This is a genomic window from Actinomyces sp. HMSC08A09 (assembly GCF_001807465.1).
GTDB classification, from domain to species: Bacteria; Actinomycetota; Actinomycetes; order Actinomycetales; family Actinomycetaceae; genus Actinomyces; species Actinomyces oris.
Genome location: NZ_KV789118.1, coordinates 102,568 through 122,464, shown reverse-complemented (window position 1 = coordinate 122,464; position 19,897 = coordinate 102,568). Strand labels below are relative to the sequence as shown.

Annotated in this window: 16 protein-coding genes; 5 read left to right on the top strand and 11 right to left on the bottom strand. The window is 66.9% G+C overall.

What is annotated here, in order from left to right; genetic code table 11:
- The first annotated feature begins 296 nt into the window (after window positions 1-296).
- The 4 genes from HMPREF3165_RS06040 to HMPREF3165_RS06025 all read left to right on the top strand — a co-directional run bounded on the left by HMPREF3165_RS06040 (window position 297) and on the right by HMPREF3165_RS06025 (window position 3,966).
- Complete coding sequence (locus tag HMPREF3165_RS06040; protein WP_070511545.1) at window positions 297-1,409, top strand: ABC transporter permease; 1,113 nt, start codon at window positions 297-299, stop codon at window positions 1,407-1,409.
- Window positions 1,406-2,155, top strand: coding sequence for an ABC transporter ATP-binding protein (locus HMPREF3165_RS06035; RefSeq protein WP_070511544.1), 750 nt, complete (start codon window positions 1,406-1,408; stop codon window positions 2,153-2,155). The genes HMPREF3165_RS06040 and HMPREF3165_RS06035 overlap by 4 nt, the downstream gene beginning before the upstream one ends.
- A gap of 44 nt (window positions 2,156-2,199) precedes the next feature.
- A complete protein-coding gene (locus HMPREF3165_RS06030) occupies window positions 2,200-2,823 on the top strand; it encodes an SGNH/GDSL hydrolase family protein (protein ID WP_009406589.1) in 624 nt (207 codons plus the stop codon).
- 111 nt (window positions 2,824-2,934) lie between these two features.
- Window positions 2,935-3,966, top strand: coding sequence for a LacI family DNA-binding transcriptional regulator (locus HMPREF3165_RS06025; protein ID WP_010615203.1), 1,032 nt, complete (start codon window positions 2,935-2,937; stop codon window positions 3,964-3,966).
- Between the two features lie 83 nt (window positions 3,967-4,049).
- Here the strand turns inward: HMPREF3165_RS06025 and HMPREF3165_RS06020 are convergent, their stop codons facing one another.
- The 4 genes from HMPREF3165_RS06020 to HMPREF3165_RS06005 all read right to left on the bottom strand — a co-directional run bounded on the left by HMPREF3165_RS06020 (window position 4,050) and on the right by HMPREF3165_RS06005 (window position 9,390).
- The gene (locus HMPREF3165_RS06020; protein WP_176747010.1) at window positions 4,050-6,101 is read right to left on the bottom strand and encodes a sucrose-specific PTS transporter subunit IIBC; all 2,052 of its coding nucleotides are present in this window, start codon (window positions 6,099-6,101) and stop codon (window positions 4,050-4,052) included.
- A 232-nt stretch (window positions 6,102-6,333) separates the two neighbouring features.
- Window positions 6,334-7,866 carry a glycoside hydrolase family 32 protein gene (locus HMPREF3165_RS06015; protein ID WP_070511540.1) on the bottom strand — a complete coding sequence of 511 codons (1,533 nt, stop codon included), beginning with the start codon at window positions 7,864-7,866 and terminating at the stop codon, window positions 6,334-6,336.
- Window positions 7,867-7,909: 43 nt separating this feature from the next.
- On the bottom strand, window positions 7,910-8,155 hold the full coding sequence (locus tag HMPREF3165_RS06010) for a hypothetical protein (RefSeq protein WP_004564914.1): 246 nt from the start codon (window positions 8,153-8,155) through the stop codon (window positions 7,910-7,912).
- On the bottom strand, window positions 8,152-9,390 hold the full coding sequence (locus HMPREF3165_RS06005; protein WP_070511538.1) for an inorganic phosphate transporter: 1,239 nt from the start codon (window positions 9,388-9,390) through the stop codon (window positions 8,152-8,154). The genes HMPREF3165_RS06010 and HMPREF3165_RS06005 overlap by 4 nt, the downstream gene beginning before the upstream one ends.
- A gap of 308 nt (window positions 9,391-9,698) precedes the next feature.
- Here HMPREF3165_RS06005 and HMPREF3165_RS06000 point away from each other — a divergent pair, with 308 nt between their 5' ends.
- Window positions 9,699-11,300 carry an Hsp70 family protein gene (locus HMPREF3165_RS06000; protein ID WP_070511537.1) on the top strand — a complete coding sequence of 534 codons (1,602 nt, stop codon included), beginning with the start codon at window positions 9,699-9,701 and terminating at the stop codon, window positions 11,298-11,300.
- A 24-nt stretch (window positions 11,301-11,324) separates the two neighbouring features.
- Here the strand turns inward: HMPREF3165_RS06000 and HMPREF3165_RS05995 are convergent, their stop codons facing one another.
- The 7 genes from HMPREF3165_RS05995 to gndA form a co-directional block, all read right to left on the bottom strand.
- Complete coding sequence (locus tag HMPREF3165_RS05995) at window positions 11,325-12,284, bottom strand: aldo/keto reductase (RefSeq protein WP_070511536.1); 960 nt, start codon at window positions 12,282-12,284, stop codon at window positions 11,325-11,327.
- Window positions 12,285-12,445: 161 nt separating this feature from the next.
- Window positions 12,446-13,018 carry a MerR family transcriptional regulator gene (locus tag HMPREF3165_RS05990; RefSeq protein WP_370538944.1) on the bottom strand — a complete coding sequence of 191 codons (573 nt, stop codon included), beginning with the start codon at window positions 13,016-13,018 and terminating at the stop codon, window positions 12,446-12,448.
- A gap of 272 nt (window positions 13,019-13,290) precedes the next feature.
- Entirely contained in the window at window positions 13,291-13,767 is a 477-nt protein-coding gene (locus HMPREF3165_RS05985; protein WP_020991520.1) for a DUF151 domain-containing protein, read from the bottom strand.
- A gap of 130 nt (window positions 13,768-13,897) precedes the next feature.
- Window positions 13,898-14,662: a transcriptional regulator FtsR gene (locus HMPREF3165_RS05980; RefSeq protein WP_004564920.1), complete on the bottom strand. Its 765-nt coding sequence runs from the start codon at window positions 14,660-14,662 to the stop codon at window positions 13,898-13,900.
- Window positions 14,659-15,111 (bottom strand): FHA domain-containing protein, encoded by a 453-nt coding sequence (locus HMPREF3165_RS05975; RefSeq protein WP_004564921.1) that lies wholly within the window; start codon window positions 15,109-15,111, stop codon window positions 14,659-14,661. The genes HMPREF3165_RS05980 and HMPREF3165_RS05975 overlap by 4 nt, the downstream gene beginning before the upstream one ends.
- Before the next feature lie 257 nt (window positions 15,112-15,368).
- A complete protein-coding gene (gene pepN, locus HMPREF3165_RS05970) occupies window positions 15,369-18,068 on the bottom strand; it encodes an aminopeptidase N (protein WP_070511534.1) in 2,700 nt (899 codons plus the stop codon).
- Between the two features lie 81 nt (window positions 18,069-18,149).
- Window positions 18,150-19,625, bottom strand: a complete 1,476-nt coding sequence (gndA, locus tag HMPREF3165_RS05965; RefSeq protein WP_070511531.1) for an NADP-dependent phosphogluconate dehydrogenase — start codon at window positions 19,623-19,625, stop codon at window positions 18,150-18,152.
- Between the last annotated feature and the right edge of the window lie 272 nt (window positions 19,626-19,897).

Sequence of the window (19,897 nt, the reverse complement as noted above, 5' to 3'; positions counted from 1 at the left end):
ATTGTGCCGGACTGCCGGACGTCGCCATCGACCGGATGTCCCGGACATAATGCCGCGTACGAGGTCTTCCTCAGAACCAGCCCCACTCGCCTAACGCCGATAATGCACATTATGTCATTCTTGCAGGAGCGACACTCTCCCACGACACGCGGCAGGAACTGGGCGGCGTCCTGCCTGGTCGCTGCCCCTGAGGCGAGCGCTACCCCTGAACCCTCGACCTCGCGAACCTCTCGCGGCATGTAGCCTTCACGGAGTGCGCCAGCCGGCCCGCTGCCGACTATCCCTCAGGGAGCCCCATGTTCCTCGCGCTGCGCGAGATCCGCCACGAACCCGTGCGCTTCACGCTCATCATCTCCGTCATCACCCTGGTGGCCTACCTCACATTTTTCTTGGCCTCCTTGGCTGTGGGCCTCGCCCACCGCTACCGCGCCGGCATCGACGGCTGGAACACCGCCAGCGTCGCCGTCACGGACGCCTCCAACGAGAACCTCTCCGCCTCCCGTCTGAGCGACAAGCAGCTGGGAGCGGCCACGGCCCTGGCCAAGGACAACGGAACCACAGCCTCCCCCCTGATGAGCACGGCCGCTGTTGCCCAGGCACCAGACGTCAAGGACGAGGACGGTGAGGCGCTGCGTGAGGACGTCTTCGCCTTCGGAATCGATCTGGACGGACAGCTCAGTCCGCCTGTGGCCGACGGGCGGGCGATCTCCACCCCCGATAGCGAGGTCCTCCTCGACGACTCGCTGAAGGCCAAGGGACTCGCGGTTGGTGACACGATTCGACTGCTGGGCTCCGACCACGACTGGACCGTTGTCGGATTCACCCATGACACCACCTTCCAGGCGGCTCCCGTGGTGACCATGGACAGCCGGGCCTTGCGCCAGCACGGCCCCACCAGCCTGTCCCCAGCCGTCTCCGCCGTCGTCTTCACCTCCGACCTGACCACCGACAGCAAGGCCACGCAGTCCGCCAAGGACGCAGGACTGACAATCCTCACCACCGAGGAGCTCGTTCGCACGCTCCCCGGCTACTCGGCCCAGGTACTCACCTTCAGCCTCATGATCGGCTCACTCATCATCATCGCCTCCACGGTTCTGGGCATCTTCATCTACGTACTGACGCTGCAGAAGAGACCGGTCCTGGGCATCCTCAAAGCCCGCGGCGTCCCCACCGGCTACCTCATCCGCTCCGGATGCGCCCAGACCCTCGTGCTGTCGGTAGCCGGCATCGGCATCGGCCTGCTTCTGACGATGGCGACGTCCCTGGTCCTCCCCCGCGCCGTGCCCTTCAGAATCTCCGCCGTCCTGGACCTGCTCATTGTCACGGCCTTCGTCGTCGTCTCTGTCATCGGCGGCTTCATCTCCGTCCGGGTCATCTCCCGCATCGACCCCGTGGAGGCCATCTCATGACCGTATCAACAGCAGCGAGTGGAGCGGCAACCCCGGTCATGTCCCTGGAGACGGTGACCCGCGACTACCGTCAGGGCGATGAGACCGTTCACGCCCTGCGCAACACGGACCTCACGCTGCGCGCTGGCGAGCTGGTGGGGATCCTGGGCCCCTCAGGCTCCGGGAAGTCCACGCTCCTGACCATCATGGGCGGCCTGCGCACTCCCTCGAGTGGCACCGTGACGATCTCCGGTCAGCCCTTCTCCAGCCTGCTGGAGAAGCAGCGGGCCAGGCTCCGACTTCAGCGCATCGGCTTCGTCCTCCAGGCCTCGGGGCTGGTTCCCTTCCTCAGGCTCAACGACCAGTTCAGCCTGCACGACCGAGCGGCACGAACGCAGGGCGACACCGACCGACGGGACCATCTGCTGGACTCACTCGGCATCACGAAGCGCGCCCACGCCTACCCCTCGGAGCTCTCCGGGGGCGAGCGTCAGCGCGCCGCCATCGCGGTGGCGCTCTACCACGACCCGGACATCATCCTGGCCGATGAGCCCACCGCCTCCCTGGACACCCGACGGGCTCAGGACGTCGCTCATCTGCTTGCGGACCAGACCCACGAGCTGGGCAAGGCCACGGTGATGGTCACTCATGACGAGCGGCTGCTTCCCGTATGCGATCGGGTCCTGACGATGCACGACGGTGTCCTGACCGAACAGGACGCACCCAAGGACAGCGAGGGCCAGAGCGGTTCACGCGATGACCGCTGAGCAGCGCTGGCTCCTCCCGGCATGGAGAACTACAGTCGGTAGCCGTGTCCACGATCCCGCACTCCGACCACTTCCCCACCGCTGTCTTCCTCGGTGACTCCATCACCACCGGTTGGCGAGCCCTGAGCCATCCTCGTAATCGCTGGACCTCGCTCGTGTGTGAGCATCAGCGGTGGCGGGAAGTGAACCTGGCGGCGGACGGCCTGGGCTTCTTCGCACGACGTGGGGGCCACCTGCCCGGCGGGCAACGCTCACCGTCGTGCCGTGACACCACCTGGCTGGAGGCGGTCCTGCGTTGCGAGCCCGACGTCGTCACGATCAGCCTGGGCCTGAACGACGCCGCCTTCCTCCCCTCTCAGCGTGAGCTGGTCGAGCAGGCGATCGACCATGACCTCAGCTTCATCTCCACACGCCTGCGGGGCGCGCCGGTCATCATCGCCCCCTACTTCCCCTCCCTGGAGGTCGGTCCGCGTTTCCAGGCCATCCGCCGTCTCGTGCACGAGAAGGCCACGTCCCTGGGTCTGACCTCGACCGATGCCTTGAGCACGGCCATCAACGGTGACGAGGACCGCCTGGCCATCGACCAGATCCACCCCGACGACGCCGGACACGCCCGGATGGCCCGCGCCATGATCTCCTTCTACGCCGAAATCCTGCCCGGCTCGTAACACTTCCACTCACGTTTACGCAGGTCAGTTGGGTAATGACCCCCTCGAGGCATATGCTTGGCAGCAGATCGCACTCACCGTGACCGACTGAAGGAGCTCGAGGACCCACTCGTGGAGTCACACCGCGAACCCACACTGGCCGATGTCGCCCAGGCTGCAGGCGTCTCGCTGACGACAGTCTCCCGCGTACTCAACAACCGCGGCTACCTCTCCCAAGAGACACGGGAGCGGGTGGCTGAGGCGATCGCTCAGCTCAACTACCGCCCCAATCAGATCGCCCGAGCACTGCACGGCAAGTCGACGCATTCAATCGGGCTGATCGTCCCCACCGTTGCCCTGCCTTTCTTCGGCGAGCTGACCGAGCATGTCGAGGACTTCCTCGCAGAGCGCGGCTACCGGACCTTCGTCTGCAACTCGATGGGCAAGGCGGATCGGGAGCGCGAGTACCTCGACCTGCTCGTCTCCCACCGGGTCGATGGCATCATCTCCAGCGCCCACAATGACGGTCTTGCCGACTACAGCTCGATTCACCTGCCCTTGGTCAGTGTGGATCGGGACCTCTCCCCCATCGTCCCCAATGTCCGCTGCGACAACGAGGCCGGCGGTCGGCTCGCCGCCGAGCACCTGCTCAAACGGGGGGCGCGTCGTCCGGCCCTGCTGACGTCTCGCACTGGAATCCACAACCTGAGGGAGAAGGGGTACCGCCAGGTGCTCCAGCAGGCGGGGATCGAGCCGGTGGTCTTGACCGTCGACTTCAACACCCCCAACAGTGAGCGCCCCCGTCTCATCCGCGAACGGCTCGACCTCGTGGTCGACGACATTGACGCGGTCTTCGCGACCGACGATCTGGCTGCCGCGCAGGTGATGGAGTGGGCTGCCGAGCGCGACCTGCGGATTCCGGACGACTTCAAGGTGATCGGCTTCGACGGGACGGTCGCCATGCGGCATGCCCTGCCGGCGCTGACCACGATCCAGCAACCCATCACCAAACTGGCACGGGCAGCAGTCGACCTGCTCCTGAAGCGGATCGACTCGGCCACCGCTGTCTCCGCGCAGAGCACGCAGTCGGGTGGTCCCGGGGTGGAGGACCTGCAGGCCCCCTCCCCCATGCCGGTGAAGCTGCTGCCCGGCCGTACCGCCTAGTGATCCGTTGACGATGCTCGTGGGCCCCGACCATCCAGGTCGGGGCCCACGAGCATCCGAATCACGGACGATCCTTGACTGGATCAGGCTTTGGCCTGAGCGGCATCGGCCTGAACATCCGTTGTGTCGGCACCGAGGTCATCGGCCTTGCGCACGACGTCGAAGAGCGCATCACCTCGGTGAATCGTTCCAGCACCGTGCTCCTTGATCCCCTCGTAGCCCTGAGCGTTGGAAACGACGATCGGGGTGACGGTCTGGTAGCCGGCGGCTCCGACGGCGGCCCAGTCGACGTCCACCAGCGGCATGCCCCGCAGAACCTTGTCGCCGGCCTTGACCTTGGGGCTGAAGTGCTTGCCCTCGAGCTGGACGGTGTCCATGCCAACGTGAATGAGCAGCTCGACTCCACTGGCGGATCGTAGGCCGTAGGCGTGACCGGTCGGGAAGGCCACGAGGACCTCGCCGTCGACCGGGGAGACGACCGGCCCCTCGGCGGGTGCAATGGCCATGCCCGGACCGAGCATGCCTGAGGCGAAGGTCTGGTCCTCCACCTCGGACAGCGGGATCGCACGTCCCTGGATCGGAGCGGTGACGGTGAAGTCCTCAGTGGCCTCAGCGGGCAGCTCGACGGTCTCGGCGTGCTCGGCCATGGCCTCGGCCTCCAGGGCGGCCTCATCGGCGTCGACGTCATCGCCGGCCAGGGAGGCCTTACCGCGGGTTGAGGCGTAGGCATAGGCGGCGGCGAAGGCAATGATGATGGTGAACACCTCCACGGCGAGGTACTTGGGGATGTCCGTTGTCCGCATCGACACGAAGCCCACCATTCCCGCAGCCCCCAGGGAGTGCGTGCGCAGGTCGAGCAGGGACACCAGGATGCCTCCGATACCGGCTGCCCCCATTCCGATGAAGAAGGGCCAGCGCAGTCGGAGATTGACACCGAAGATGGCCGGCTCGGTGATACCGAAGAGCGCGGAAACACCACCGGCTCCTGCGAGCCCCTTCATCTTGGCGTCGCGGGTCTTGAGGAACACGGCCAGAGCCACGGCACCCTGAGCGACATTGGCCATGGAGGCGATCGGGAAGATGAAGGACCCACCGGTACTGGCCTTGTCAGCGATGAGCGGCAGCTCCACCGCCGGGAAGGACTGGTGAAGACCGGTAACCACGATCGGCGAGTAGACGATGCCGAAGAGGAAACCACCCACGGGACCCGCCGTGTTGTACAGCCAGTCCAGTCCGTCCGTGATCCAGATCGACAGCTCGCGGGTGAGCGGTCCGACGACGATGAAGGTGAGGAACCCGGTCACCAGCATGGTGAACAGCGGCGTCAGCAGGAAGTCAGCGGTCCCGGACAACCGCTTGTGAAGCCACTTCTCCACCACGGACAGGATCCACGCCACGCACAGCACCGGGATGACCATGGCCTGGTAGCCGATCTTGGCTACCTCCAGCCCGAACAGGGACCAGGTCGACGACTCCCCGGTGTACTCCCAGAACTTCGCCGCCGCCTCCGGGTCGGACATGCTGTAGGCGGACAACAACGATGTTGAGACCATGGCCGCGCCCATAGCAGCGCCGAGATAGACGTTGCCGCCGAAGCGCTTGGTCGCCGAGTAGCCCACGAGCACCGGCAGGAAGGCGAAGGCCGACGCCGAGATCATGTTGATGAGGGCCGCGTAGTCCTTGAGCCAGCCCCAGCGCTCCGTCAGCGCCTGGTCACCGAAGAGGCCCTGGGCGGTCAGGACGTTGTTGAGGGCCATCATGAGACCGCCGGCAATGAGGGCGGGAAGAATCGGAACGAAGATGTCCGCGATGGTCTTGATGAAGCGGGATAGCGGGTTGCCGCCCTTGGCGGCCTGCTCCTTGGCCTCGTCCTTGGAGACCTCCTTGACCCCTCCGGTTCGGATCATCTCGGAGAAGACGAGGTCGACGTCTCCGGGTCCGACGATGATCTGGAACATGCCGCCCGCGATGAAGGTGCCCTTGAGGTCGGGATCCTTGTCGAGAGCCTTCTGGTCGACCTTGTCCATGTCATTGAGGACAAGACGCAGACGCGTTGCGCAGTGCGCTGCTGCGTTGATGTTGTCGGCGCCACCGACGTACGTCAGGACGTCCTTCGCCACGCGGGCGTGATCCATTGCCACCCGGAGGTTTCCTTTCTCGTGATGGGGCCGCAGCACCTGGGAGGGCGGGGAAACCCAACGGCCGGGATCATCGCTGACTCCCTGCAGCCACACCTATGTCAATCGATCGTCACATTACAGTGAGTTAGAGCACCCTGCAACCGGAGAGAAGAGTCCGGATCTATTCCCCGCCTTCGCCCTGCTCAGGACCCCTTTGCTCCCATAGTGACGCGAGGCCGGGAAGGTCTCAGGACGATGCGAAAGTCCTCGTGCTGCCGGCCGTCAACGCGAGGTCCTCCGCGACCATCAGCCGTACTCCCGTGCTGCTGACCTCGACGAAGCTGCGCAGCGTGAGGACCAATGCCCCGTCACCGACGAAGACCTCGGTCAGCGATCGGTCGTGAATGACCTCCAGCACTGGCGCGCACCCTTCAGGAAGCGTCACGCTGCGCACCGATCCGTGCTGGGTGTAGCGGGAGGTGGAGCGGTCCACCCGCAGCACCTGCCCATCCAGGGTGATGTCCACATGCGAGTCATCCGATCCGATCCGCAGTCCCCACGGCCCTGTGGTCTGCTCGGCGTCTGCCTCCAGGCGCAGCTGCCAGCTGCGGTGCCCGCTGAGGTCATCGACCTCGTAGAGGCCCGCCTTCAGGCACTCACCCACGAGGGCCGGTTGCCCGGCGTCATACGGCAGTGAGGCGGCGGGGCGCTGGATGAGTCGGCCCGCCTTGAGACTCAGCATCCGAGGCATGGTCAGGGTGTGGACCCACTGCCCGGTCTCGATGGAGGGCTGATCGTCCTCGGAGGCGTTGCCCGCCCACCCGGTCAGCAGGACCGGCCCCGGCTCGGAGGGACGACGGGCGAAGACCTGAGGGGCGTAGAACTCGAAGCCCCGGTCAACCTCGTGGAAGACCCCGTCGGTGTCTCGCAGCTCGGTACCCGTGAGGTGCCCCACCGTGTAGACGCAGGGGAAGATGTTCTCAAAGCCCTCCCGCTCAGGGGTGATGCCCTGTGGGCACCAGATGAGAACATCCCAGTCCTCACCGGTGTCCTCATCCTTCAGCCGCACTAGACCGGGGCACTCCCACATGTACCCGAAGGCATCGAAGGCGCCTCCCGCTCCGGGGAAGCTCAGTTCCCCCTCCAGCTCCCAGGAGACCAGGTCCCGGGACCGGTACAGGACTGCGGCGCCGGTCTCGTCGGCGCGCTGGACCCCGATGAGCATTCGGTACTCCCCCGGCCGGTCAGGATCCCGGAAGACCTGCGGGTCGCGGTAGTGGGTCGTGTAGCCCTCGGCGTGGGTGGGGATGAGCGGATTTCCCAGCCACTTGGCGAAGTCAGTCAGGTCCTCGCTGGTCACCAGGCACTGGCTGGCGGTGCGCTCGTCGGTCACCGGGTCCTTGAGGTTCCCGGTGTAGAACAGCTGGAACGGAGCCCGCGCAGGGGCAGCATCGACCTCATGGCCCTCCAGCACGATCGCGTTGCCGGAGTAGGCACCGCTGCGGTCGTAGGAGGAGTCCGGGATGATGGCGGGCGCGTGGTGGCGCCAGTGCAGCAGGTCCGTCGAGGAGGAGTGCCCCCAGTAGACCAGCTTGCGGTGGGGATGGAAGGGACTGAGCTGGTAGAAGGCGTGGTATGTATCGCCGTCGATGAGCAGTCCGTTGGGATCGTTGAGTCGGCCCACCGGCGGGACGACGTGGAAGCAGGGATAGTCCGGGTCATCGGCCGCTGCGGATGCGGCGATTGCATCCTGGGCCAGGCGCTTGAGGTCCTCAGTCACGAAGGGATGTTAGCAGGACCACTGTCGTGCGCCGAGGTGGTCCTCAGTGGAAGTACGGGACGATGAGCCACAGACCGAATAACGCGATCACAGCGGCAATAGCGATGAAGACACCCGCCAGGACCTGAGCCAAACGCACCCCTTCGACCTCGCCGGCCTCGTGCTTGGCGTGCACGGTGGCCAGCATGCGGGCCGCCAGCGAGCAGATGGTGAGGATGAAGGCGGTGCCCAGCACCGTCACGGACGCCACCAGCCCCAGTGAGCCCCAGTCGATCGCCATCCCGGTCATGCCATGGATCCTGTCGTCATCCGATGCGTACTGTCCTGGTCCGTCACGCCATTGACGATCTCGGAACGCACCTCGTCCAGCGTCCGCGGTTCACGTCCCAGTGCCGGATCCTGCTTGACGACGACGACCTCGGAGGCGTCATTGACATTGGAGAAATCCACCCGGTTGTGGCTCGCCTGCCGAATGATGGCCAAGGCTCCCATGATGAGCAGGCAGATGACCGCGATCGTGCCCGGCACGCCGCCCTTGACCGCGACATAGGACGTGGCGGCCCCCACCAGGCCCGAGCACGGAAGAGTCACCAGCCAGGCGATCCCCATCTTGCCGGCGGTCCTCCAGGACACCTTGGTGCCCCGGCCGATCCCGGAGCCCAGGATCGACCCGGTGCAGATGTGGGTGGTGGACAGGGCGAATCCCAGATGGGAGGAGGCCAGGATCGCCACCGTCGAGGCGGTCTCGGAGGCGAAGCCCTGCGGGGCCTCGACATGCACCAGCCCACGCCCCATGGTGCGCATGATGCGCCACCCGCCTGAATAGGTGCCCAGGCCGATGGCGAGGCCCGCTGCGGCGATGACCCACCAGTGGGGCCCGGTACCGGCCTCCTGGTAGCCGCCGGCCACCAGCACCAGCGTGATGACCCCCATGGTCTTCTGCCCATCAGACGTGCCATGGGACAGCGCCACCAGCGATGCGGTGACCCGCTGGCTGTTACGGAAGAGTCTCTCGGAGTACGGGTTGGTCGGGTGCGCGATGCGGTAGGCCAAGGCTGTGGCCAGGGCTGCCGCCACTCCGGCCACCACCGGCGCGATGACGGCGGGCAGGATGATCTTGGAGATCACCGTGCCCCAGTGGACTCCTTGGACCCCGGCTGCCACCACGACCGCTCCGATGAGTCCTCCGAACAGCGCGTGGGACGACGACGATGGCAGCCCGAACAACCAGGTCGCCAGGTTCCACAGGATGGCGCCGGCCAGACCAGCGAAGATCATGGCCGGCGCCGACTCGATCACCGTGTCGTCGAACATCCCGTGCGAGATCGTCTTGGAGACCTCGGTCGACAGGCAGGCGCCGATGACGTTGAGCACGGCGGCGACCAGAACCGCTCTTCTGGGTGTGAAGGCGCCTGTCGCCACCGACGTCGCCATCGCATTGGACGAGTCGTGGAAACCGTTCGTGAAGTCGAAGACGAGGGCCGTCACGACGACAACGATCACGAGGAAGAGAATGGTGCTCATACCGTTCCCGATGGGAGATCTGGCTGACCCTCTCGGCCGCCCTGGCAGACGGAAGCGGAGGTCCGGGTCGCGTGAGCGCAACCCACCAGTATTGTTACCCGCCGACCCCCCTGCTGCCTAACCAATCGCATACGAGGCTCGCACTGGTTCCCCAAGTCTCATAAGCGCGTCATGGCCACTCCCCAGCAACACGGTCTTTCGTCCCACCTCAGGGGCAAAACCGCTGAGCCAATTGTCACGTTCCACAAGTACCTCGCAACATGGCGGCTTACCCCGGAATGAAGGGCCCGTCACGATAGGGTCACTGCATGGCAGCGGACACGACGAAGAGCCTGAACAGCATCGACAGCGGCACCCTCCCCGACCAGGGGATCGACCACGAGTCAGCAACAGACATCGATCTGGGAATCGACCTGGGGACGACACGTACCGTCGTGGCGCGTGCTGACCGGGGGAACTATCCCGTTATCAGCTTCACCGACGAGCACGGCGACGAGCACGACTTCATCCCCTCACTGACAGCGCTGCACGAGGGGACACTCGTCCACGGTTTCGCCGCCAGGCAGGCAGCTCACCAGGGCGCTCCGTTGCTGCGCAGCCTCAAGCGGATCCTGGCCTCCCCCACGTTGACCGCCTCGACGCCGGTACGGCTGGGAGACAGTACCTTCTCCGTTTTGGAGGTTCTCACCAGTTACCTCCGTCACCTGAAGTCCGAGCTCGCTGATCGGGGCATCGACATCACCCGCACCCGCGTGGTGGTCGCCGTACCCGCCCACGCCTACGGGGCGCAGCGTCTTCTGACTCTTGAGGCCTTCCAGCAGGCCGGCTTCCGCGTCGCCGCCATGCTCAACGAGCCCAGTGCCGCCGGATTCGAGTACACCCACCGCAAGGCGACCACCGTCTCCTCCAAGCGCACCCGGGTTCTGGTCTACGACCTGGGCGGTGGCACCTTCGACACCTCACTGGTCGACGTCGTCGGCACGTCTCACGAGGTGCTGGCCTCTCACGGGCTGGGAGACCTGGGCGGGGACGACATCGACCTGCTCATGGCCACGATGGCCCTGAGCCGGGCGGGCATCACCGAGGAGGAACTCTCCCCCACTGAGCTCGATGACTTGTTGGACCAGTGCCGCGACGCCAAGGAGCACCTCACCCCTCAGAGCCGTCGGGTGCTCATCATCCTCAGAGGCCAGGACGTCGTCCTGCCGGTGTCCGACCTGTACACGGCCTGCACACCGCTCATTGAGCGGTCCTTGGCCACGATGGCCCCTCTGGTTGGCAGGATGGACGACGGGAGCCCGGACCTGACCGACATCGCCGGCGTCTACCTGGTCGGCGGTGCCTCCGGTCTTCCCCTGGTGCCCAGGCTCCTGCGGGAGCGCTTCGGTCGTCGGGTTCACCGCTCCCCCTACCCCGGGGCCTCCACGGCCATCGGCCTGGCAATCGCAGCGGACCGCACCAGTGACTACGACCTGACCGACCGGCTCTCACGGGGTTTCGGTGTCTTCCGCGAGGCCGACGGCGGCCACCGCCTCACCTTCGACGCGATCCTGAGCCCCGAGTCCGTCCAGGCCTCGCCCGGGGGTCGGGAAGGCACGGTGCTGACCCGCGAGTACGACGCGGCGCACAACATCGGCTGGTACCGCTTCGTGGAGTGCGCCGGTGTCGACGAAGGCGGTGAGCCCCGCGGCGAGATCGCCCCCTACCAGGACATCGTCTTCCCCTTCGAGACCTCCCTGCGGGACGTCGATGACGAGGAGCTGAGGACCTACTCGGTGGAGCGGCGCGATCACGGTCCGCGGATTGAGGAGCACTACCGCGTCGATGAGGCCGGCCTGGTTCGCGTCACCATTACCGACCTCTCCGACGGATACAGCCGCCGTTACGTTCTGGGCAGGCGCACCCTGTAGGCGCCGGCCGGCCCCCACAGCGGGTCAGGAACGCGCGGCATCGGAGACCCGGGTGAGAGCCCGGGTCTCCTCGTCGCTGATCTCGAGGGTCAGCGCCTCCATGATCGGCCGCAGCTGGTTGAGATCCCGTGCTGACGCCAACGGAGCGGTAACACCGGGACGGTCACGCAGCCAGGCCAGTGCCACGGCTGCCGGCTCCACCCCGTGATCCGCCGCCACCCTGGCGACGGCCTCAACGACGTCATAGCATTCGGGCCGCTGGTAGTCGGCAACCATTCCAGCCCTCTCACCACTGATCGGCTCATCCCGACGGTACTTCCCCGTGAGGAAACCGGCGGCCAGGGCGAAGTAGGGCATGAGCCCCATACCGAGCTCGGCCGCCACCTGCCCCCTGGCGTCAGGGCCTTCGACGTCGTCTCGGTGGAGAAGGTTGTAGTGGGGCTGAAGGACGATGGGCCGTGCGTACCCGTGTGCGTCAGCGATGGCGAACCACTGCCGGATGCGCTCAGGCGTGTAGTTGGACAGCCCCACGTGCCGGATCCTGCCGGCGAGTCGGGCCTCTTCGAAGGCGCCGACGGTCTCCTCCAACGGAGTCGACTCATCGTCGAAGTGGGCGTAGTAGATATCAACAACGTCAGTACGCAGCCGCGACAGCGACTCCTCCAGCGCCCGGCGGATATTGTCCGCGCTCAGACCCGGACGGTCGGGCTTCGTGGATACCTTCGTGGCCAGAACCACGCGCTCACGGACAGGACGCGAGGCGAGCCAGGCACCGATCACAGTCTCCGACTCCCCTCCTGAGTTCCCCGGAGCCCAGTAGGAGTATCCATCAGCAGTGTCGATGAGGTTCCCGCCGCCGTCCAGGTAGGCGTCCAGCACCTGGACGGAGGTCGCCTCATCGGCCGTCCAGCCGAAGACGTTGCCTCCCAGCCCAATGGGGCTGATCCTCAGGTCGGCCAGGGTACGGGTGGGCGCTCCAGTCATCTTGCCTCCTGGTGTGAGAGCGCCGCCGGAAGCTGCACCGCGGCGACACTCGCCTTGTCATGAATCGGATCGGCTCGGCCAGAATACGTTGAAGGCTGGAACCGTCTCCACGGTTCCAGCCTCAGCGAACAGGCGTTCTGATGATGTGCGCCTCGCAGTGCTCAGATGGCCTGCTGCCGCTTGGCGGCGCGACGCTTGGCCAGCTCGTCCTCAACCAGAGGAGTACCGAGGGCCTGAGCGTGATCGACGGGGAGATCCGCCAGCGCTCCCTCAACCTCGTGCCATACCCGCCCCACGGCGATGCCGAAGACGCCCTGGCCACCGGCGACCAGGTCGACGACCTCGTCGGCCGAGGTGCACTCGTAGACCGAGGCGCCGTCGCTCATGAGGGTGATGGAGGCCAGATCCTCGACACCGCGGGAGTGCAGGGCACTGACCGCCGTACGGATCTGCTGGAGCGAGACCCCGGTGTCCAGAAGGCGCTTGACGACCTTGAGAACCAAGATGTCGCGGAAGGAGTAGAGCCGCTGGGAGCCCGATCCCTTGGCGCTTCGAATCGACGGCTCAACCAGCCCGGTACGTGCCCAGTAGTCGAGCTGGCGATACGTGATGCCGGCGGCTCGGCAGGCCACCGGCCCGCGGTAGCCCGAGTCGGCATCGAGCTGGGGAAGCGGGTCACCGAACAGCATGCCCTGAGTACGCTGAGGCCTTGCTATCGCGCTGGCTTCATTCATGCTCACGACCTGCTCCTGTCGCCGGAAGAACACGCACCTGAAACTGGTGCGGCGGCCCGCCTCGTGCGGCCACGGCTCCACGATAGGGCCACTTGAGGCGATGCTCAACGAAGGGCGCGCCCCATCTCGGTGTGCCGTCAGGCATGAATCTCTAGGTGAGGTCGACAGTCCTGGCCCACACACCGACTATTCCCCATGATGCAGCCGATTCTTCAACAAGACAGCAGTGTCCATAAGTGACGCAGATTACAACACTAGTCACATCAGTCACATCAGTCCCGCGTGTCGCCGTCGGCCAGGTCATCGGTCTGCGACAGCACTCGCTGCCACTGCTCGAGGCGCTCCGCACCGTGGTCGTCGCTGAGGTCCACAGCCCTCAGGCGCGTTAGCGAGCTGCTGGCGTGCACCGGGAGCCGGTGGTATCCACTCAGGAGCAGCCCCTCTCCCGGAGTGCAGGCAACCGTCGTCACCCCGCTGGCGCGGGCGGGAGTCTCAACGACGAGCCTGGCGACGATACGCGCGTCATCGTCGACGTCGAGCTCAGTGCGCCCGATGCGACCGCCCAGCGCCTCGACGACGTCGTCAAGGAGCCTGGGCCATGAGGGCGAGCGGTGCGAGCCGTGGGCCTGCAGCACCAGTCCCTCGTGCGCCGTCACCGGAATGGCCAGCATCGTCGGTCCGCCGTCCTCCACGAGGACGGCGACCAAGCCGTCATCAGGATCGGTGGATCTGACACCCACCAACTGCATCAAGGGCACGTTCCAACCCTACGGGAGGTAGTCACCCCTGTCCCGGGAACGCGCGACCGATGCACGCTGACCTTCGTCGACACGTGCCACCGGCCGGCTGGACGCCTACCGGGCGTGCACGCGCCCGCTCTCAGCCCAGCGCGTCAACGGCGCGACGCAGCAGAATCGTGTGCAGATCCGCAACGAGCTCGGCCAGCTCCCGAGCCGTCTCCTCACCGGCGCTGCGCGAGCGTGACCGACGCGGAGCCACTGCCTGGTCGATCGTGTCCGCTTCCCGCTCAGCTGAGGCACGTACCGCGCGCAGGTTGCGCAGGGGCACTCCCTTGCGGGTGATCTCCATAGCCAGACGCACGGTCCTGAGGTTCTGCTGACTGTAGCGTCCACGAACATCGGGACTGATGAGTCCGACGGCGACGAGCTCCTCGATCTGGGACTCACTGGCACCGGAGTGAGCCAGGAGCGCCTCCAGATCCATGGGACCGTCGTCGACGATCCGGCCATCCCGGGCGACCACCCGGGCGACGGGCTGCGGGGCGGGGGCCTCGACGTCGGCGTCCAGCCGTGCCAGACGCTCACGGATGACATGCAACGGAAGGTACTCGTCGCGCTGCACCGCCAAGGCGTAGCGCAGCCGCTCCAGGTCCGCCTGCGAGTAGCGACGGTACCCGTTGCCGACACGGTGAGGGCTGATGAGTCCCTCGCCCTCGAGATAGCGAACCTTGGAGATCGACAGGGCAGGAAACTCCACCTTGAGGAGATCCACCACCTGTCCGATCTTCATCACAGGCTCTCGAGAGATGCCGCGGGGCCAGGTCTCGCCTGCCGGGCGCTCAGAGGCCTCAAGCAAGGAGGAGGGGGCGTCTCGCTTCTTGCTTCGTGCGGTTGCAGCGCTCACCGAGACGCGGCTCCGCCCTGGGGGCCGGGGTGGTAGGTCATCCGGTACTTGCCGATCTGGACCTCGTCGCCGGAGCGAAGCGCCACTTGCTCCACACGCGTGCGGTTGACATACGTTCCATTGAGCGAACCGGAGTCACGGACGCCGTACCCGCCATCGGGCAGCGACGAGAAGACCGCGTGCTTCCTGGAGACGGTGACGTCATCGAGGAAGATGTCGGCACGAGGGTGGCGCCCCACGGTGGTCTCCTCGGCGTCCAGGAGGAACCGCGCACCGGTGGTCGGCCCGTGGTGGACCAGGAGAAGCGCCGTTCCCGACGGTAGGGCAGCGATCGCGGCGGCGTCCTGCTGGCTCAGCCCCACCACCGGGGAGTCGACTGCGTTGGCGACGTCGACGACCCCGAAGGTCTGTGTGGAGGAGGGATCCTGCTCGATCGGACTGCTCGACATTATTCCTGCCCCTCGGTTCGTTGCGGCGCCCGGTGCGCCGCCTCAGGGACCACCATACCGTTCGTTGCACCGCCGTCGAGTCAACACCACGACGCGACCCTCCATGATTGGCCAGCAGCCTACCCGCTGCGCGCCCGCGACGATGGCCGCGAGGTGACTGGGAGCACCGATTGAAGGTCTCAAATCGGTTACGGTCCCGCATTGATGATGCTCAGGCTAGGACAAAGGTCTCGCGGCATGGCGATGGCCCGAGCCCTTCAGAGAACGGCCGAGCCAGTGCGTCGAGCGGTCAGAGCGCGTCGCAGGTCGTCGAGGCTCTTGAGGACGAGCCGACGCAGGGCCGTTGGCGCATCGGGGTGCGTCGAGAGCCAGTCCTCGACTGCTTGGGCATCCGCCTCGTCCCCGCAGGCGGGGAAGAGCCCGACGACCAACCGGGTGGCGATCTCCTGGCCGCGCCCGGCCCACAGCCCTTGGATCTCCCGGAGGTAACGGGGGGTGAAGGATGCGGTCAGCTCGCGGTGGGCGTCGACGGCGAAGCCGGCCACCAGGGCGTCGATGTGGTCGTTGCTCAGCGTGGTGTCGCTGAGGAGCCTCTCGAAGACCTCGGCCTTGAGGTCCTGGTGGGGCATCGAGCTGGAGGCCTTCAGGTGATGGGTGATGCCGCTGGCCGTCGGGTCCGCCTTCCGCTGCGCCTCGAGCTCGTCGGCGCTGACGGCGCCCAGCCGCGCCAGGGCGGTCAGGGCCCGCCACCGCATGTCGGCATCCAGCTCCAGTCCTGGCAGGGCTCCGTCCAGGATCTCTCGTGCACGAGCGGCCACCTGGGCGCTGCCCGCCTCACCGAGCAGCCGCGCTTGTCCTGCTGCCTCCAGCCAGGCGCGGGCGCGCACGATCTGGGCGTCGGATCCCGGCGCGGCAGCACGGAGCCTGCCCCACCCGCCGGGCAGGACGGCCGGCTCCCCCTCCGTGGAGGGCCCGGTCGAGTCATCGGCCACGAGGCGCTCCAGGAGCACGCGACGCGTGTGCGGGTCGGCGTACCTGCAGGCGACCCGCAGCGCCTGGTTCAGCAGGACGGTCAGGGTGCTCGGCTCGGTGTCATCGTCGGCGTGCGCCAGAACGGCCTGGACGAACAGTGCCGCATCGATGACCGCGTCGCGGACGAGGTTGTGCAGCATCGACCAGGCCAAGGACCTCGCCATGGGGTCACGCAGGGAGCCGAGCGAGGCGGTCAGGCATGACAGCGAGGTGTCGTCGGGTCGCACGACGGCGTAGGTGAGGTCCTCGTCGTTGACGATGACGAGATCGGGTGCGGGCAGCCCCACGGCCTCGACGACGTCGAGGCTCGCGGCCTCCAGGACCGCCGGCAGGCGGTGGGTGCGTACCAGCGCTCCGTCCCCGTCGAAGGAGTACAGGCCGACGACGAGCGTGTGCGGACGCAGCACGCTCCACCCGCTCACCGGGTCGATTCCCTCCTGCCGCAGGGTCAGGGAGGCGATGCGTCCCTCATGAACGACCAGCTCATCGGTGATGACCGAGGGGCCTGCGGTGTGGAGCCAGGCACGGGCCCAGTCGTGCATATCTCGGCCCGAGACCTGGGAGAGCACGCGCAGGAAGTCGTCCAGGCAGGCGTTGCCGTAGGCCCTGTGCTCGAAGAGGAGCCCCGAGGCCTTGAAGAAGGCCTCCTGGCCGACGTGGGCGACGAGCTGCTTGAGGACGGCGGCCCCTTTGGCGTAGGTGATGCCGTCGAAGGCCTGCCGGGCGGCCTCGACGTCGTCGACCTGCGCGACGATGGGGTGGGTGGTGGCCGGCCGGGAGTCCTCCAGGTAGGCCCAGGCCTTACGGGTGGAGGCGAAGCTCACCCAGGCCTCGGTGTAGCCGGCCGCCTCGGCCTCGGCCCAGGTGCCCTGGTGATCGGCGAAGGACTCCTTGAGCCAGGTGTCCTCCCACCAGGTGGGGGTCACGAGGTCGCCGAACCACATGTGACACATCTCGTGGAGGATCGTGTTGGCGCGTCCGGCCCTCTGGGAGCGGGTGACCGGCCCCCTGAAGAGGTAGAGCTCCTCGTTGAAGGTGACGCAGCCCGGGTTCTCCATGGCTCCGAGGTTGTACTCCGGGACGAGCACGCTGTCGTAGGAGTCCCAGGGGAAGCCGTAGGCGTAGGCCTGGTCGTAGAGGTCCAGGCCGGCCCGGGTCAGGTCGAGGAGCTCTGCGGCATCGAGGTGCTCGGCAAGGCTGGCTCGGCAGGACCACGACAGCGGGATCGTCATGCCCGGCCGGCTCGGGGACGTCCATTGCCCGGTCACTCGGTGCCAGGGGCCGGCCGCCAGTGCGGTGAGGTAGCTGGGCAGGGGCCTGGAGGCGGCGAAGGATGTCGTCTCACAGCCACGGTCCGTGCCGGTCGCGGCCTGGGGGCTCGATCCGCCTGCTTGCGGGCGGGTGTTGGACATGACCGTCCAGCCGCGGGGGTGCGTGACCTCCAGCGAGAAGCGGGTCTTGATATCCGGCTGCTCCATCACCGGCCAGACCCGGCGCGCGTCGGAGGGCTCGAAGTGGGTGTAGAGGTAGGTGGCGCCGTCGACCGGGTCGTGGAAGCGGTGCAGTCCCTGACCCGAGTTGGAGTAGAGGCCGCGCGCCGTGATCTCCATCGTGTGCTCGCCCGGGTCGAGGACGGGCAACTCGATACGGGCCCCATCCCAGATCACCGGGACCGGTTGCCCGTCGATGCTGAGGGAGTCGACCATCTGCCCCACGAAGTCCACCCAGAGTCCTTCGGCGCGTTGCCCGATGTCCAGGCTCATCAGGCAACGCACGCTGAAGGCGGCCTCGTGGCGGTCGATGGCCCTGGTCACGTCCACGGCCACGTGGGTGGACGGCACCTGGCACACGGAGGATCGCCAGGCGGCCTCCTCGTGACGCAGGTTCGTGGGGCTGTCGGAGCGGGCGGGCGCGGTGGTCGTCATGCGCCAAAATCTAGCGGCATGCGGTCGCGGCCGAGACCTCCACGAGCCTGGTACGAGGTGGGTGCCAGGCCTTGTGAAACCTCAGTCCCACTTCTCCTCGGTGCGCTCGGGTGTGGCCCACAGGGTGTGGTAGACGCCCTCGACGTCGTCGGTGCGGTGGTAGGTGTGAGAGCCGAAGAAGTCTCGCTGCCCCTGGATCAGGGCGGCCGGCAGGCGCCGGGAGCGCAGCTGGTCGACGTAGGCCAGGGAGGAGGCGAAGGCCGGGGCGGGGACACCGGTGGTGGCGGAGGTGGCCACGACCTGGCGCCAGGCGGGCAGGACCGTCGCCAGGGAGGAGGCGAAGACCGGCGCCGTGAGCAGACTGGCCAGAGAGGGGTTCTCGGCGTAAGCACGGGTGATGTCGTCCAGGAAGCGGGCGCGGATGATGCAGCCGCCTCGCCAGATGCGGGCCATGGCACCCAGGTCGATGTTCCAGTCGAACTGCTTGGAGGCAGTGGCGATCTCATCGAAGCCCTGGGCGTAGGCGGCGATCTTGGAGCCGTAGAGGGCCTGCTTGACGGCATCGACGAAGCCGCGTCGCTCCTCGGGGTCGGTCAGGGCCGTCTGCGTGGTTCCTGCAGCGATGTCAGCGGCCTGGACCGCAGCCCGCGCAGCACTGGAGGAGGAGACCGCGCGCGCGAAGGTGGCCTCGGCGATGGCGGGCACGGCCACTCCCAGCTCGAGGGCCGTCTGGGTGGTCCACACGCCGGTACCCTTCTGCCCGGCCGCGTCGACGACGACGTCGACGAAGGCCTCACCGGTGGCCGCATCGGTGTGGGACAGAACCTCGGTTGTGATGTCGATGAGGTAGGAGTCGAGCTCGGAGTCCTTCCAGGAGCGGAAGACCTCGGCGATCTCGGGGACCGTGAACCCGCCGACGTGGCGCAGCAGGTCGTAGGCCTCGGCGATGAGCTGCATATCGGCGTACTCGATGCCGTTGTGGACCATCTTGACGAAATGGCCGGCGCCGTCGGGACCGACGTGGGTGCAGCACGGCGTGCCGTCGACGTGAGCCGAGATGGACTCCAGCATCGGCCCCAGGCGGTCGTAGGACTCGGCGGTACCGCCGGGCATGATCGAGGGGCCGTTGAGCGCCCCCTCCTCACCACCGGAGACCCCCATGCCCACGAAGTGCAGCCCGCGCTCACGCAGGGAGACCTCGCGGCGCCGGGTGTCGGTGTAGAGCGTGTTACCGGCGTCAACGATGATGTCACCGGGCTCCATGAGGGCGGCCAGCTCCTCGATAACCGCCTCGGTGGCCGCTCCGGCCTGAACCATGATGATGGCCACACGCGGCGTGCGCAGCGAGGCCACGAAGTCCTTCAGGTCAGCTGCGGGCACGAAATCGCCCTCGGAGCCGTAGCGCTCGATGAGCCTCTCGGTACGGGCCAGCGTGCGGTTGAAGACGGCGACCGCGTGACCGTGACGAGCCAGGTTGCGGGCCAGGTTCGCCCCCATCACCCCCAACCCGAAGACACCGAGGTCGGCTGTGGCCGGTGCGGGGATGAAACTGCTCATGGAAGTCCTTTCCTGTGCCGCAGCCCCTCATGACGGCGCTGCGATTCCAAGCCTTGGTGGCGGAGGATACTGGTTGCGCTCTGCGATAACGGCAACGGCGTGTCAGCATTCCGGTTCACGACGCTGATGAGTACCCACTCGCACCTGTCAACCTCTGTGACCCTACCGCGTCCAGTCCTCGCGCACGAGGACCGTCCGTGGTTCAGACGTGTCGGCAACGACGTGTGACGGCTCACGACAGGCCTGTCCCTGCCGGGTGAGCCGCCTGAGGT

Coding starts and splice junctions, on each gene's coding strand:
- HMPREF3165_RS05975 (WP_004564921.1), bottom strand. CDS start 15,111: ATGTCGAGCAGTCCGATCGAGCAGGATCCCTCCTCCACACAGACCTTC.
- HMPREF3165_RS06000 (WP_070511537.1), top strand. CDS start 9,699: ATGGCAGCGGACACGACGAAGAGCCTGAACAGCATCGACAGCGGCACC.
- HMPREF3165_RS06005 (WP_070511538.1), bottom strand. CDS start 9,390: ATGAGCACCATTCTCTTCCTCGTGATCGTTGTCGTCGTGACGGCCCTC.
- HMPREF3165_RS06035 (WP_070511544.1), top strand. CDS start 1,406: ATGACCGTATCAACAGCAGCGAGTGGAGCGGCAACCCCGGTCATGTCC.
- HMPREF3165_RS05990 (WP_370538944.1), bottom strand. CDS start 13,018: ATGAATGAAGCCAGCGCGATAGCAAGGCCTCAGCGTACTCAGGGCATG.
- HMPREF3165_RS05985 (WP_020991520.1), bottom strand. CDS start 13,767: ATGCAGTTGGTGGGTGTCAGATCCACCGATCCTGATGACGGCTTGGTC.
- HMPREF3165_RS06010 (WP_004564914.1), bottom strand. CDS start 8,155: ATGACCGGGATGGCGATCGACTGGGGCTCACTGGGGCTGGTGGCGTCC.
- pepN (WP_070511534.1), bottom strand. CDS start 18,068: ATGACGACCACCGCGCCCGCCCGCTCCGACAGCCCCACGAACCTGCGT.
- HMPREF3165_RS05995 (WP_070511536.1), bottom strand. CDS start 12,284: ATGACTGGAGCGCCCACCCGTACCCTGGCCGACCTGAGGATCAGCCCC.
- HMPREF3165_RS06020 (WP_176747010.1), bottom strand. CDS start 6,101: ATGGATCACGCCCGCGTGGCGAAGGACGTCCTGACGTACGTCGGTGGC.
- HMPREF3165_RS06040 (WP_070511545.1), top strand. CDS start 297: ATGTTCCTCGCGCTGCGCGAGATCCGCCACGAACCCGTGCGCTTCACG.
- gndA (WP_070511531.1), bottom strand. CDS start 19,625: ATGAGCAGTTTCATCCCCGCACCGGCCACAGCCGACCTCGGTGTCTTC.